This is a genomic window from Streptomyces sp. 135, assembly GCF_020026305.1.
Taxonomy (GTDB): Bacteria; Actinomycetota; Actinomycetes; order Streptomycetales; family Streptomycetaceae; genus Streptomyces.
The window spans coordinates 6,820,042-6,834,836 of sequence record NZ_CP075691.1; the positions used below are offsets into that span (position 1 = coordinate 6,820,042).

11 protein-coding genes are annotated in these 14,795 nt (G+C 71.2%); 8 read left to right on the top strand and 3 right to left on the bottom strand.

Features of this window, described 5'->3' with window-relative positions:
* Positions 1–128: 128 nt before the first annotated feature.
* Complete coding sequence (gene treY / locus KKZ08_RS30640) at positions 129–2,600, bottom strand: malto-oligosyltrehalose synthase (RefSeq protein WP_223777508.1); 2,472 nt, start codon at positions 2,598–2,600, stop codon at positions 129–131.
* 81 nt (positions 2,601–2,681) lie between these two features.
* Between treY and KKZ08_RS30645 the strand changes: the two genes are divergently transcribed.
* A complete protein-coding gene (locus KKZ08_RS30645; protein WP_223777509.1) occupies positions 2,682–3,968 on the top strand; it encodes an MFS transporter in 1,287 nt (428 codons plus the stop codon).
* 54 nt (positions 3,969–4,022) lie between these two features.
* On the opposite strand, the gene glgX is transcribed toward KKZ08_RS30645, so the two are convergent.
* The gene (glgX, locus tag KKZ08_RS30650) at positions 4,023–6,131 is read right to left on the bottom strand and encodes a glycogen debranching protein GlgX (RefSeq protein ID WP_223777510.1); all 2,109 of its coding nucleotides are present in this window, start codon (positions 6,129–6,131) and stop codon (positions 4,023–4,025) included.
* 157 nt (positions 6,132–6,288) lie between these two features.
* On the opposite strand from glgX, the gene KKZ08_RS30655 reads away from it, so the two are divergent.
* The 4 genes from KKZ08_RS30655 (at position 6,289) to KKZ08_RS30670 (ending at position 10,648) form a co-directional block, all read left to right on the top strand.
* Positions 6,289–7,080 (top strand): Tat pathway signal sequence domain protein, encoded by a 792-nt coding sequence (locus tag KKZ08_RS30655; RefSeq protein ID WP_223777511.1) that lies wholly within the window; start codon positions 6,289–6,291, stop codon positions 7,078–7,080.
* Positions 7,081–7,159: 79 nt separating this feature from the next.
* Positions 7,160–8,470 (top strand): copper amine oxidase, encoded by a 1,311-nt coding sequence (locus KKZ08_RS30660; protein ID WP_223777512.1) that lies wholly within the window; start codon positions 7,160–7,162, stop codon positions 8,468–8,470.
* Between the two features lie 104 nt (positions 8,471–8,574).
* Positions 8,575–9,825, top strand: coding sequence for an SAV2148 family HEPN domain-containing protein (locus KKZ08_RS30665; protein WP_223777513.1), 1,251 nt, complete (start codon positions 8,575–8,577; stop codon positions 9,823–9,825).
* A gap of 112 nt (positions 9,826–9,937) precedes the next feature.
* A complete protein-coding gene (locus KKZ08_RS30670; RefSeq protein ID WP_223777514.1) occupies positions 9,938–10,648 on the top strand; it encodes a 3'-5' exonuclease in 711 nt (236 codons plus the stop codon).
* 4 nt (positions 10,649–10,652) lie between these two features.
* Here the strand turns inward: KKZ08_RS30670 and KKZ08_RS30675 are convergent, their stop codons facing one another.
* On the bottom strand, positions 10,653–11,516 hold the full coding sequence (locus KKZ08_RS30675; RefSeq protein WP_223777515.1) for an aminoglycoside phosphotransferase family protein: 864 nt from the start codon (positions 11,514–11,516) through the stop codon (positions 10,653–10,655).
* 170 nt (positions 11,517–11,686) lie between these two features.
* Here KKZ08_RS30675 and KKZ08_RS30680 point away from each other — a divergent pair, with 170 nt between their 5' ends.
* Genes KKZ08_RS30680 through KKZ08_RS30690 form a run of 3 tightly spaced genes read left to right on the top strand, consistent with a single transcriptional unit; the run spans position 11,687 to position 14,741 of the window.
* Positions 11,687–12,610, top strand: coding sequence for a sugar ABC transporter permease (locus tag KKZ08_RS30680; protein WP_223777516.1), 924 nt, complete (start codon positions 11,687–11,689; stop codon positions 12,608–12,610).
* Positions 12,610–13,443, top strand: a complete 834-nt coding sequence (locus tag KKZ08_RS30685) for a carbohydrate ABC transporter permease (RefSeq protein WP_223779253.1) — start codon at positions 12,610–12,612, stop codon at positions 13,441–13,443. The genes KKZ08_RS30680 and KKZ08_RS30685 overlap by 1 nt, the downstream gene beginning before the upstream one ends.
* On the top strand, positions 13,443–14,741 hold the full coding sequence (locus KKZ08_RS30690; RefSeq protein ID WP_223777517.1) for a sugar ABC transporter substrate-binding protein: 1,299 nt from the start codon (positions 13,443–13,445) through the stop codon (positions 14,739–14,741). The genes KKZ08_RS30685 and KKZ08_RS30690 overlap by 1 nt, the downstream gene beginning before the upstream one ends.
* The last annotated feature ends 54 nt before the right edge of the window (positions 14,742–14,795 follow it).

The following is a 14,795-nucleotide window of genomic DNA, read 5'->3' on the forward strand; positions in this document are numbered from 1 at the left end:
GCAGTACGCCACGCCCTCGGACATGTGTCAAGGACGCGTGCGACAGGGCCCACCACACGCCCCGCCGCACACCACACGCCCTCTCGTCCGCCCCCGGCGCACCACCGCCCCTCGTCCGCCCCCGCCTCTCAGACCACCCCCTCGGAAGCCGCCGACGCGCGCCCCCCGCCCCCTTCCCGGACCCGCTCCAGCACCGCCACCGGCCACTCGGCGAGCAGCTCCGCCACCCGCACCCGCCCCTCGAACTCCCGGCCGGGAACGAGCAGATCGGCCCACCGCCCCGCCGGAAGCGGCAGCTCCGTCTCCCGCCAGCCCCCCTCCTCCGCGAGACGCGACGACAACCGCGTCACCGCCACCACGACCTCCCCGCCCCGCGCGAACGCCACACAGTGCGCGGCACCCGGCCCCCCGGCCACCAGCGGCTCGTACGCCCCCGCGTCCCCGAACAGCTCCGGGCGCCGCCTCCGCAACCGCAGCGCCACCGCCGTGAGCGCCAGCTTCTCCTCCGACAGATCGCAGGGCTCCCGCCGCGCGTCGAGCCGCTCAAGGACTTGCGGCTGGAAGCGCGCGGGACGCCGGTTGTCCGGATCGACCAGCGCGCGGTACTCGCCCTCCGTCCCCTGATAGAGGTCGGGCACCCCCGGCATGGTCAGATGCACGAGCGCGGCCCCCAGGGCGTTGGCCCGCACATGGGGCGCCACCTCCCGCGCGAACGACGCCACCTCGTACAGCGGCGGCCCGCACGGGCCCGCCTCCACGAAGGCGCCCACCGCCGCCTCGTACGCCTCGTTCGGCTCGGTCCAGCTGGTGTGCAGACCAGCCTCCCGCACATGCTTCACCAGCGCGTCCTGCAACCGCGTGTCATAGGGGAAGCCGAAACCGACCGCCGTCTGCCACGCCGCCCACGCCACCTGCTGGTCCGGCGCGCACGCCCCGCCCGCGCGCGCCGTCTGCTCGGTCAGCTCCACCAAGAGGTCCGCCCAGCGCCCCGGACACTGCGTCAGGACGGAGATGCCCGCCCGCACATCGGCACTGCGCTTGGTGTCATGCGTCGTCAGGACCGTGCCCGTATAAGGCCAGTCACGCTGCACCCGCGCACAGTACGCGTGGAACTCCTCCACCGAGACCGCCGGACGCTCGGGCGCGCCCCCCACCTCCGCGGCCGACAGGACCGGAGCGTGCCGGTAGAACGCGGTGTCCTCGACGGCCTTGGCCCGCAACGCCGACGCCACCTGCGCGAACCGCGCCCGAAACCCCGCGACGGCGCCCTCCAGGTCGCCCTCCGCCATGCCGACCCGGCCCAGCGCCAGATCCCGGACCACACCGACCGTCCCGGCCTCCTCGGGCACACGGAAAGCAGCCCGCGCCTCCTCCGCGGCCCGCACCGTCAGGACCGTCTCCGGAGCGGCGCCCCCGGACACGTACGGCCGGTACACCTCAAGCCGCACCAGCAGCTCCCGCAACGCCGTGCGCACCGCCCACGGCGCGTGGTCGCGCAGCGCGGGGTCCGCCGCGCAGATCGCCGTCGCCTCGCGCGTCAGCCGGTCGACCTCGGCCGCCAGTTCCCGCGTGACCACCTTGTACGCGGCGCGGCGCACCGTCGCGTCCCAGTCACCGCCCCGGTCCGCCGGCGGTGCGGCGAAGCGGCGGTACTGGCCGAGCAGCTCACCGGCGCCCGCCGGATCGACGAAGACGCCGTCGATGTGACGCAGCGCGTCATAACCGGTGGTTCCGGCCACCGGCCAGGCGGCGGGCAGCTGCTCCCCGTCGGCGAGGATCTTCTCCACGACCGTCCAGCGCCCACCCGTCGCCTCGTGCAGCTTCCGCAGATACGCCCCCGGATCCGCGAGCCCGTCCGGGTGATCGATCCGCAGCCCCTCGACGACCCCCTCGCGCAACAGCTGAAGGATCTTCCCGTGTGTCGCGTCGAAGACCTCCGGGTCCTCGACCCGCACCCCGATCAGATCCGAAATGGTGAAGAACCGCCGGTAGTTCAACTCCGTACGGGCCAGCCGCCACCAGGACAGGCGGTACCACTGGGCGTCCAACAGCTCGGGCAGCGGCAGCTCCCCGGTGCCCTCACGGATCGGGAACGCGTGTTCGTGATAGCGCAGCACATCGCCGTCGACCCGCAGCGCCGTCAGCTCGTCCCCGAGCCTGCCCCCGAGGAACGGCAGCAGGACGCGCCCCCCGCCCGCCTCCCAGTCGATGTCGAACCAGCGCGCGTACGGCGAGGCGGGCCCCTCGCGCAACACCTCCCACAGCGCACGGTTGTACCGGGGCACCGCCGCCATGTGGTTCGGCACGATGTCCACGACCAGGCCGAGCCCCGCCTCCCGGGCGACACGCGCCAAGGACCGCAGCCCGTCCTCACCGCCCAGCTCGTCCCGCACGCGCGCGTGGTCCACCACGTCGTAGCCGTGCGTCGACCCCGGCACCGCCTCGAGCACCGGCGACAGGTGCAGGTGCGAGACGCCGAGCGAGGCGAGGTACGGGACGGCCGCCTCCGCGGCGGCGAAGGGGAAGTCCGGCTGGAGCTGGAGCCGGTAGGTGGCGGTCGGCGAAGGCGGCACCGCGGGCCTGGAGTGCTCTGGTGTCATGCGAAAGTACGTACCCGCCCCACGGGCTTTCGTGTCATCCGCTCCTGCATGTCCACGCGACGGCGTCGTTAGCGTCGGACGATGGCTCACAGCACGCGGGACAGGACACGGGACAGCACACGGGACGCGTATCGCACAGTGATCGCCATGACGGGGCCGCTGCTGCCCGTCATCTCGTTCTTCGGCAGGCTCCCCGTGGCCATGATCCAGTTCGGCAGCGTGCTCCTGGTCACCGAGACCAGCGGATCACTGGCCACCGGCGGCGTCGTCGCCTGCGCGCTGGCGCTCGGCCAGGTCGCCCTCGGGCCGTACGTCGGCCGCCTCGCCGACCGGCACGGACAGCGCGCCGTCGTGCTCGCCTTCTCGCTCGTCAACGCCGTGGCGATCGCCGTCTACACCGCGGGCGTCGTCGCGGACCTGCCCACGCCGGCCCTCGTCGCCCTGGGCCTGCTCGCCGGCGCGACGATCCCCGGGATCGGCCCCCTCGCCAGGGCCCGCGTCGTCCCGCTGATCCGCGCCAAGGGCGGCGACGACCGGCTCGCGAACACCGTGCTGTCCCTGGAGAGCACCATGGACGAGCTCTCCTTCGTGCTCGGACCCGCCCTCGTGGGCCTGGCGGCCGTCGCGGGCCACCCGGCGTACGCGTTCGGCATGGCGGCGCTCCTGGTCGCCGGCTGCGGGACGGCCTTCGCCCTGCACCCGACGGGACGCACCGCGCGGCGCGGCGCCGCGCGGGAGCCGGCACGCGCGCGTGGGGCGGCGGTACGGCCCCGGCTGCCGCGTTCGGTGTACGTGGTGCGGCTCGGCCTGGTCTTCCTCGGCGTGCTGCTCGGCGCCTGCGGGGCGGGGATCACGGCGCTGACGCAGGAGCTGGGGCAGCCGGGCCAGGCCGGTCTTGTCTATGCCGCGATGGGTGTCATGAGCGCCGTGGTGGGGCTCTCCATGGCCGCGCTGCCCGAACGCTTCGGGCTGCTCGCGCGCTGGAGGGCGGCGACGGCCGCCGCCGCGCTCCTGTCACTGCCCCTGGTGTGGACGGACAGCCTGGCGGGCCTCTACGCAGTGGTCACCTTGTTCGGCGCGGTCTACGCCCCGAACCTCATCACGGGCTTCGCGCTGACCGAGCGCGCCGTGCCGCAGGAGAGGCTCGCGGAGGGCATGACGTTCGCGGCGAGCGCGTTCGTGGGCGGCCAGGCGGTGACGCTGGCGGTGGCGGGACGCCTGGCGGAGGCGCACGGCGCGGGGGCCGCCTTCGCCCTGGGCAGCTGCGCCGCGGCCGTCGCGTTCGGCATCGCGCTGATGGCCCGCCCCGCCCGTCACGAGAAGCCCGGAGAAGCCCCTGAAGAGGCCCCCACGGGGGCGGCGGCCTGAGCCACCGCCCCCGGGGACGGCGTTCGAGTCACCGCCCCGGGGACGGCGCCCGCGTCACGCCGGGCGGCGCAGCACCGTCAGGCTCCGGTCCGTCAGCGTCAGCCGGTCCCCGGCCCGCACCTTGGGACCCGCTCCCTCCGGCACGCCCTCCGCGCACGCGGTGTCGACCACCACCTGCCACTGGCGGCCGTGGTTGACCGGCACCACGAACTCCAGCGGTTCCGGCGACGCGTTGAACAGCAGCAGGAACGAGTCGTCGGAGATCCGTTCACCGCGCGGCCCCGGCTCCGAGATGGCGTTGCCGTTCATGAACACGGTCAGGGCCCGCATGTGCGAGGCGTTCCAGTCGCTGTCCTCCATTTCGTCGCCCGCCGGGGTGAACCAGGCGATGTCGGACAGTTCGTCGCGCGTGCCCTGGACCGGCCGGCCGTGGAAGAACCGGCGTCGGCGGAAGACGGGATGGTCGCGCCGCAGCATCGCCATCGCGCGCGTGAACGCCAGGATCGAACTCTCGCCGTCCGGCCAGCGCACCCACGCCACTTCGTTGTCCTGGCAGTACGCGTTGTTGTTGCCGCCCTGCGTGCGCGCGAACTCATCGCCATGACTGATCATCGGCACGCCCTGGGAGAGCATCAGGGTGGCGATGAAGTTGCGCATCTGCCGCTCGCGCAGGGCGAGTACGGCCGGATCGTCCGTCTCGCCCTCGGCGCCGCAGTTCCAGGAGCGGTTGTGGCTCTCACCGTCCTTGTTGCCCTCGCCGTTGGCCTCGTTGTGCTTCTCGTTGTACGAGACGAGGTCGTGCAGCGTGAAACCGTCGTGGCAGGTGGTGAAGTTGATGGAGGCCAGCGGGCGTCTCCCGTCGTCCTGGTAGAGGTCGGACGAGCCGGTCAGGCGGGACGCGAACTCCGCGAGGGTGCGGGGCTCGCCCCGCCACAGGTCGCGCACCGTGTCGCGGTACATGCCGTTCCACTCGGTCCACAGGGGCGGGAAGTTGCCCACCTGATAGCCGCCCTCGCCGACGTCCCAGGGCTCGGCGATCAGTTTCACCTGGCTGACCACGGGATCCTGCTGGACGAGGTCGAAGAACGACGACAGGCGGTCCACCTCGTGGAACTGCCGCGCGAGCGTCGCCGCGAGATCGAAGCGGAAGCCGTCCACCCGCATCTCCGTGACCCAGTACCGCAACGAGTCCATGATCATCTGGAGGACGTGCGGCGAGCGCATCAGGAGCGAGTTGCCCGTCCCCGTGGTGTCCATGTAGTAGCGGGGATCGTCCATGAGGCGGTAGTACGAGGCGTTGTCCAGACCCTTGTAGGACAAGGTCGGGCCGAGGTGGTTGCCCTCGGCGGTGTGGTTGTAGACGACGTCGAGGATCACCTCGATGTTCGCCTCGTGCAGCGCCTTCACGGCCTGCTTGAACTCCAGGACCTGCTCGCCGCGGTCGCCCCAGGAGGCGTACGTGTTGTGCGGGGCGAAGAAGCCGATGGTGTTGTAGCCCCAGTAGTTGTTGAGGCCCATGTCCACCAGGCGGTGGTCGTTCACGAACTGGTGGACCGGCATCAGCTCCAGGGCGGTCACCCCCAGCTCCGTCAGGTGTTCGATGATCGCCGGGTGACCCAGCGCCGCGTACGATCCGCGCAGTTCGTCCGGGAGGTCCGGATGCAGCATGGTCAGGCCCTTCACATGGGCCTCGTAGATCACGGTCTCGTGGTACGGGGTGCGGGGCGGCCGGTCGTCGCCCCAGTCGAAGTACGGATTGACCACCACCGACGTCATCATGTGCGGCGCCGAGTCGAGGTCGTTGCGCCTGCCGGGGTCCGCGAAGTGGTAGCCGTACACCTCCTCGCCCCAGTCGACGCGCCCGCTCACCGCGCGCGCGTACGGATCGAGCAGCAGCTTCGCGGAGTTGCAGCGGTGCCCTCGCTCGGGTGCGTAGGGGCCGTGCACCCGTAAGCCGTACCGCTGTCCCGGCATGACGCCGGGGAGGTAGGCATGCCGCACGAACGCGTCGGACTCCCGCAGTTCGACGGCCGTCTCCGACCCGTCGTCGTGCAGGAGACACAGCTCCATGCGCTCTGCGGCCTCGGAGAAGACCGCGAAATTCGTGCCGGCTCCGTCGTACGTGGCACCTAAGGGGTACGCCTGCCCAGGCCAGACCTGCATGAATACGACTCTTTCACTAATGCCCCCTCGGGGCGGGGCCACTTTGGCCAGAGTCTCCCCGAAAGTGGAGCAACCACCCCCGAGTTGAACCCGTCTAACCGTCTGACCACATACTCGGCATGCCCATCAATGGGGCGCCAGGGGAGTAGGGGGAGTAGTGCGAGAGATAGTCAGACGCCACCTGGGGAAGGTGGTGGCGGGCGCGGCGGGCGCGGCGGCCGCGACCGCCGTGCTGGTGGGCGTCGCTCTGCCGGGATCGGAGGCGGGCGAGTCGGGGGACCGCCAGGCCAACGCCGCAGCGGCGAAGCAGGACGCCGTCGCGAAGGACGGCGTCGTGGAGGACGCGCCCGAGGAGGGCGCGAAGGGTGTCGGCAGCGATCCGTTGACCGACGACGAGATCGAGCGCGCGGAGAAGGCCTCGGTCAGCGGGCAGCTGCGCTCCAGCGCCCGGGACGTCGAGGGGGACCGCGGCCCGCAGCTGCTGTCCACGAACCTCAGCGAGCCGGACCCGAGCGACACCGGGGCCTCGGCCCCGCGCCGGGCCGAGGTCGTCTACTACGACTACAAGAAGGACGCCGTCGTCACCAAGACGGTCAACCTGGAGACCGGCAAGGTGGACGACACGACCACCGCGCGGAACGTCCAGCCGCCGCCCAGCCAGGAGGAGCTCGTCGAGGGCGCCAGGCTGCTGATCGCCGACCCGCTCGGCAAGGGCCTGAAGCAGGACTTCAAGCACGCCACCGGCAAGAAGCTGACCGGACCCGACCAGTTGCAGCTCAGCGGCATGGTCTTCCGCAAGGAGACCGTCGAGCGCGTGCCGTCCCGCCTCACCGAGTGCGGCGAACACCGGTGCCTCCAGGTCGTCACGAAGGTCAAGAACGGTCCGTGGATCGACACCCGGTCCCTCGTCGTCGACCTGAGCACCCGCAAGGTCGGCCGCCTCGGCTGATGCCGCCGGCCCATCGCCACGCCGATACACCCGGCACACCGACACCAACTTCTCCTCGTACGAGGGAGTTCATTCCGCAATGCACGTCAACAGACTTTCGCGCGCCCGCAACAAGGCCACCATGGCCATCGCGGTCTCCGCGCTCCTCGGCGGCGCCCTGAGCGTCGCCGCCCCCGCCTCCGCCGCTCCGAAGGCGCCCGACGCGCCCGCGGCCGACTGCAGTGACGCCTACAAGATCGAGCAGACCGTCGACGGCGGCACGACCTGGCGCATGTGCTGGCACTACAACACGCTCTCCGGCCTGATCCTCGACAAGATCAGCTACCAGCCGAAGGGCGAGGCGAAGCCGATACCCGTCCTGACCAGCGCCCGGCTCGCCCAGGTGCACGTCCCCTACGACGACGGCGAGGCGGAGTACGACGACGTCACCGGCACCGACTTCGGCCAGGCCCTGCAGGATCTCTCGCCCGGCGAGTGCCCCGGCGGCACCATCAAGACCGTCAAGGTCCCGCACCGGGGCAATGTGAAGGGCCTGTGCACCACCACGCGCGCGCGTGGGCACGCGTACCGCCTGAACGACGACGCGAGCACCGGCGGCACCGGCAAGGTCTACACCGGCCAGGGCAAGGACCTGCTCGTCTACACGGTGAACAAGGCGTCCTGGTACGAGTACATCACCGAGTGGCGCTTCTCCTCGGACGGCACCATCACGTCCAACGTGGGCGCGACCGGCAGCCTCTCGCCGTACGACTACGACGGCGGCGACAGCCGCGGCTGGCCGATAGGCAAGGGCGACCAGGCCAAGGCCGAGAGCCACGCGCACAACGTCTTCTGGCGGCTCAACTTCGGCCTGGACGGCTCCCCGAAGGCCAAGGTCGAGCAGTACGACTCCAAGGTCACCCCGCCGACCGGCCAGGGCAGCCCCACCACGAAGACCACCCGCACCAAGGTCACCAAGGAGCTGGCGGGCGACCGCAAGGACATGCGCTGGTGGCGCGTGGTCAGCGGCGCGGGCAAGAACAAGGACGGCCACCCCAGGTCGTACGAGATCGTGCCCGGGCCCAGCAACAAGCACGCGGGCCGGCCCTTCACCAAGCACGACGTGTACTTCACCCAGTACAAGAAGTGCGAGCAGTACGCGAGCAACAACATCGGCTGCCCGGCGGGCACTCCGTCGAGTGTCGACAAGTGGGTGAACGGCCAGACCATGACGCACCCCATCACCTGGGTGCACATCGGCTTCCACCACATCGCGCGTGACGAGGACCAGCAGCCGATGCCGGTCCACTGGCAGGGCTTCTCGCTGGCCGCGCGCGACGTCACCGCTATGAGCCCGCTCACTCCGCAGGACCTGGCGAACCAGAACGGTCAGCCGCCGATGGGCGGTTGAGAAAACACCCTGTGCATCCGGCTGCACCGCCCGCCGCTCCCGGAGTACCCTTCCTTGATCGTTGACCGGGGGAGTGGCTCGGGGGAGCGGAAGGCGGTGCGCGGGTGAGCTCGGGTGGGCGGGAGCTGCCCCCTGGTGACGAGGGTCACGAGGGGAGCTCCGCGGACGTACCCGCCGGAGCGGTGTCGTTGGCACGGCCGATGGAGACGGGATCTCAGATCGGACCGGAACTGGACTGGGACACCGACGACTGGCGCGAGGTCCGTACGCGCGCCCAGCGTGCCGGGCGGGCCTACATCTGGCTGAACCTGGTGGAACAGCGGCTGCGCGCGGTCGTGGCCGCTGTTCTGCGTCCCGTCTACGAACCCGTCCACGCCGACGAGTGGGTGGTGGCCGCCGCCGGTCCCGCGGGCCAGGAGTGGGTGCAGCGGGCCGTCGCCGTACGCGAAGTGAGCCGCCGCAAGGGCTATTTGCTCGACCCGGCGGACGACAACGTCCTCAGCTTCCTCACGCTGCCGCAGCTGCGCGAGCTGATGGTGCAGCACTGGCCGTGCTTCGCGCCGTATCTCGACGACCGGCGTGACGTCGAACTGGCCCTCGACGAGCTGGAGGTCACCCGGAACGTCGTCTCCCGCAACCGCGCCCTGTCCGAGGCGGTCCTCGCCCAGGCCGAGCGTGCCTCGGCCAAGCTCTTGGACATACTCGGCGCGGGTACCGACACGCCCTCCGCGCGGCGCCTGCCCGTCGACGCCGTCGAGGACCTGGTCGGCGACCGCTACGCGGACGTGGTGGCCGTGCATTCGGACCGCGTGCGGCTGCTGCGGCAGTTTCCGGCCGAGGACATCTTCGGGGGTGCCCGCCGTCTCGACGCGATCGGCATCGGTCTCAACCTCCTCGTGCAGAACTTCTCCGGGCGCCGGCTGGTGCGGCTCGCGGAGTCCGGCTGCCGGGTGCGGCTGCTCTTCCTGAACCCGGCGAGCAGCGCGGTCAAGCGCAGGGAGCGCGAGCTCGGCCTCAAGAAGGGCGAGTTGAGCCGTTCCGTGGAGATGAACATCCTGCACATGCGGCGGGTCAGGGCCCGGCTGCGCGATCCGGGCGCCTTCGAGATCCAGGTCTTCGACGAGACGCCGCGCTTCACCGCGTACCTGGTCGACGGGGACGGGGCGGACGGCATCGCGGTCGTCCAGTCGTATCTGCGCAGGACCCGTGGCATGGAGGCGCCGGTGCTGGTGCTGCGCGGCGGCGGACGCGTGGTGAAATCGGGTGATACGGGCTATGCGGCCGATACCGGCCTTTTCCCGACATACCGCGAGGAGTTCGAGGTGGCGTGGGCGGACTCGCGGCCGGTGTCCTGAACCGCCCCCGACCCGGTCCGACCCCCGAAGCGGAACGCGCCCCTCGGATTGTCAGTGGCGCATGGGATCGTGGTGGTCACTGGGGGAAAGCACCACGAAGAAGGGGGCGGCCATGGGCTGGCACCGGGAGCTGCTGATCGGTTTCGACCTGGAGACGACAGGGACGGATCCGGACGAAGCGCGCATCGTCACCGCGGCGGTGATCGAGGTCAAGGCCGGCGAGACGCTGGGGCACCGCACCTGGCTGGCGGACCCGGGAGTGCCGATACCGGACGACGCGGTCGCGGTGCACGGCGTCACGAACGAACGCGCGGCGGCCGAGGGCAGGCCCGCCGACGCCGTGGCGGACGCGCTCGCGGAGGTTCTCGTCTCGTACTGGCGGTCGGGCGTCCCGGTCATCGCGTACAACGCGGTCTTCGACCTGAGCCTGCTCTCCGCGGAGCTCAGGAGGTACGGCCTGCCCTCGCTCAGGGAGAGGCTCGGCGGCGCCGAGCCCGGCCCGGTCATCGATCCGTACACGATCGACCGCTCCGTGGACCGCTACCGCAAGGGAAAGCGGAATCTGGAGGCGGTCTGCACGGAGTACGGCGTGGTCCTGGAGGCCGCCCACGACGCGGCGGCCGACGCCCAAGCCGCGGCCCGCCTCGCCTGCGCGATAGCCGACCGCCACCCCAAGGTCGCCTCCCTCGGCCCGGCGGAGCTGCACCGCCGCCAGATCGAGTGGTATGCGGAGTGGGCGGCGGACTTTCAGAACTTCCTGCGCAAGAAGGGCAATCCGGACGCGGTGGTGGACGGGATGTGGCCCCTGAGGGCGGCGGGCTAGGCCCTCAGAAGGGGTACCAGCGCACCGTGGCGTCCCCGTCCCTGAGCGAGGCCACGCGCCTGCGGAATTCGGCGAGCGCCTTCGGGTTGGTGGGCGCGTGCTGCGCGACCCACGCGCAACTGGCGGTCTCCCGGGCTCCGCGCAGTACCGCGCACCCCTCCCACTCCCGCACGTCCCACCCGTAGGCGGCGACGAACCCGTCGTACGACTCGGGCGCGAGTCCGTACCGGTCGCGGGAGAGCGCCATGACGACCAGATCGTGCTCCCGCAGGTCGAAGGAGAAGGTCTCCAGGTCCACGAGGACGGGGCCGTCGGGCCCGACCAGGACGTTGCGCGGCAGCGCGTCGCCGTGGATCGGACCCGGCGGCAGGTGCGGGGTCAGCGCGGCGGCGGCGGAGGCGAAGCCGTCCCGTCGCTCACGCAGATAGTCCGCGTCGGACGCGTCGATGGCGTCGCCCGCGAGGCGCAGCCAGCGCTCGACGCCGCCGAGCAGTTCGCGGCGCGGCAGTCCGAAGGAGGGGGGTTCCAGTCCGTGCACGAGACGGAGCAGCGCGGCGAGGTCACGCGGTTCGGCGGGGCGCACGGCGGCCGGCAGCCGGTGCCAGAGCGTCACCGGATGGCCGTCCACGGCCCGCGGCTCGCTCTCGGCGGCCCGCACGGCGGGGACGTCCGCCCGCTCGAGCCACCGGGCCACGCCCAGTTCGCGCCGTGCCCGGTCGAGGAGTCCGGGGGCGTCGCGGCCGACCTTGACGACCAGTTCGCCGATGCCGAACACCGCGTTCTCGCCGAGCGTGAGCAGCTCGGCGCCGCGTACCGGAATGGGCAGGTCCGCCGCGTCCAGTACGTCCCGCGCCCGTGCCTCGTCCATCGCGTTCCCTCCGCACCCGGTGCCCCGTTCGCCGACAGTCTCGCATTCGCACTGGCCAACCACCGTGCGAGGGCTGCGCAGCTGCTTGACGTATCAAGATCACATCAGCACGATGACGGGGGCCGCCAGGGCGGCCAGACCCGTACGAGCCGCCCGAAGGAGCCGATTCCGTGACATTGGCGACCGCGACGAAGCGGTCAGCGAGAGGCACGCCGGGACAGCCGCCCGCGGACCACGGCGCGTGGTTCCTGGTCCTGCCCGCGCTGATCCCGATCCTCGTCCTCAGCGTCGGCCCGCTCCTCTACGGCATCGCGCTGGCCTTCACCGACTCCCAGTCGGGCCGCACCGAACCCACCCAGTGGATCGGCGCCCTCAACTTCCAGGACCTGCTGCACGACACGCTGTTCTGGGACTCGTTCCGCATCGGCCTGCTGTGGGCGTTCGGCGTCACCGTGCCGCAGTTCCTGCTGGCGCTCGGCCTGGCGCTGCTGCTCAACCAGAACCTCCGCTTCCGCTGGCTGGCGCGGGCGCTCGCGATCATCCCCTGGGCGATGCCCGAGGTCGTCGTCGGCATCATGTGGCGCCTCGTCTACCACCCGGACGCGGGCGTCCTCAACGAAACGCTCGCCGACCTCGGCCTCGGCGACGGCAAGGACTGGCTGACCGGCACGGGCACCGCGCTCCTCGCCGTGATCGTCGTCGGCGTCTGGGCGGGCATGCCGCAGACCACCGTCGCGCTCCTCGCCGGACTCCAGAACACGCCGCGCGAGCTGCACGAGGCCGCGGCGATGGACGGCGCGGGCGCCTGGCGCCGCTTCCGCACGGTCACCTGGCCCGCGATCAAGCCGGTCGCCCTCGCCATCACGGCGCTCAACTTCATCTGGAACTTCAACTCCTTCGCCCTGGTCTACGTCCTCACCCAGGGCGGCCCCGGCGGCCGCACCCGCCTGCCCATGCTCTTCGCCTACGAAGAGGCGTTCCGCTACGGCCAGTTCGGTTACGCCGCGGCCATGGGCTGCGTGATGGTCGCCGTGATCTCCGTGATCCTCGCGTTCTACCTCGCGGGCCGGCTGAAGGGAGGCGACGAGGCATGATGCGTACGAAGAAGGCGACGCGCGCCGCGCAGTACGCGGCGCTCGCCGCCTATCTCGTCTTCCTCGCCTTCCCGTTCCTCTGGCTGATCTCCACGGCCTTCAAGCCCGCGCGGGAACTGGGCAGCCTGCACCCCACCTGGATCCCGAAGTCCCCGACGCTGGACAACTTCCGGCAGGCCTTCGACGAGCAGCCGCTCCTCCAGGCCGCCGGGAACTCCCTGCTCGCTGCGCTCAGCGCGGCCCTGATCGCCGTCGTCATCGCCACGCCGATGGCGTACGTCATGGCCAGGCACCGCACGCGCCTGGCGAAGGCGGCCACCGGGTGGGTGGTGATCAGCCAGGCGTTCCCGTTCGTCCTGATCATCATCCCGCTCTTCCTGATCCTGAAGAACCTCCACCTGATCAACTCCCTGCTCGGCCTGATCATGGTGTACGTGGTGTGGTCGCTGCCCTTCGCGCTGTGGATGCTGGTCGGGTACGTCCGCGCGGTCCCCGCCGAGCTGGAGGAGGCGGCGGCGGTCGACGGCGCGGGCAGGGTACGGACGTTCGTGTCGGTCGTCGCCCCACTCCTCGCGCCCGGCGTCGTGGCCACGGCGATGTTCGCCTTCATCACCGCATGGAACGAGTTCTTCTTCGCGCTCGTCCTGCTCAAGACCCCGGAGAAGCAGACGTTGCCGGTCATCCTGAACCGCTTCATCGGCGCCGAGGGCGTCGCGGACCTCGGGCCGCTCGCCGCCGCGGCGTTCCTCGCGACCATCCCCTCGCTGGTCATCTTCGCCATCATCCAGAAGCGGATCACGGGCGGCATGCTGGCCGGGGCGGTGAAGGCGTGATGCGCCCCCTGCGCGCGCGCCTGGTGACCGCCGCCTCGGCTCTCGCCCTGCTCCTGACCGGATGCACCGGTGACTCCGGCAGCGACGACGACGGGAAGATCACCCTCCAGTTCCAGTCCCTGGCCTGGCAGAAGGAGTCCGTCGACGCCAACAAAGCCCTGGTCGAGGAGTGGAACGCCACCCACCCCGACGTCAAGGTCGAGTACGTCCAGGGCAGTTGGGACAGCGTCCACGACCAGCTGCTCACCTCCTTCGAGGGCGGTGAGGCGCCCGACATCATCCACGACGCCTCGGACGACCTCGCCGACTTCGCTTACGGCGGCTATCTCGCGGACCTCGGCGAGCTGCTCCCCGACCGCCTGAAGTCCGACATCCCCGAGCGCAGCTGGGAGACGACGACCTTCGGCGGCAAGGTCTACGGCGTGCCGTTCCTCCAGGAGCCGCGCGTCCTGATCGCCAACGCGAAGTGGCTGAAGAAGTCGGGCGTACGGATCCCCACCCCCCAGAAGCCCTGGAGCTGGGCGGAGTTCAGGGCCGTCACCAAGGAACTCGGCGACGGGGAGGACGGGAAATACGGCGTCGCCTGGCCCCTGAAGGAGCCGGTCTCCGCGACGCTCAACCTCTCCCTGTCGGCGGGCGGCCGGATGTTCCACCGCGGTGCGGACGGCAAGGTCGACGTCCGCTTCGGCGAGGCCGACGCGATCATGCCCCGCACGGTCCACGACCAGGTCAACGACGACAACAGCGCCTCCGGCACGACCCTCGGCATGGGCGGCTCCGACACCCTGCCCGGCTTCTTCGGCGGCAAGTACGCGATGGTCCCGCTCGGCTTCTCCTACCGCCAGCAGATCGCCCAGCAGGCACCGAAGGGCTTCGACTGGCAGGTACTGCCCGCGCCCGCCGGCTCCGAGGGGCTCGCGCAGGGCGTCAGCCCGCAGACCCTCTCCGTATCCGAGGACAGCCCGCACAAGAAGGCGGCGGCCGAGTTCATCGACTTCTTCCTCCAGCCGCAGAACATGGTGAAGCTGGCGCGCGGCGACTGGATGCTGCCGACCGGCGAGAAGGCCCTGAAGGACCCCGCGCTGCACACGGAGAAGAACGACTGGGCGGTGGGCACGGCCCTCGCCGAGGACCTGCGCTCGGCCCCCGCCCAGTCCGTGCGGGGCTATCCGGAGTGGAAGGACAAGGTCGCCACCCCCGCGTTCCAGGAGTACTACAGCGGGGCGATCGGCCTCGACGAGCTGCGGAAGCGACTGGTGAAGGACGGCAATCTGGTGCTTGCCCGGTACCAGCGCTAGGCCGTGCGACGGCGGCGACGGGGCGGTCCGAGACCGACCTCGCCGCGTGGTCGC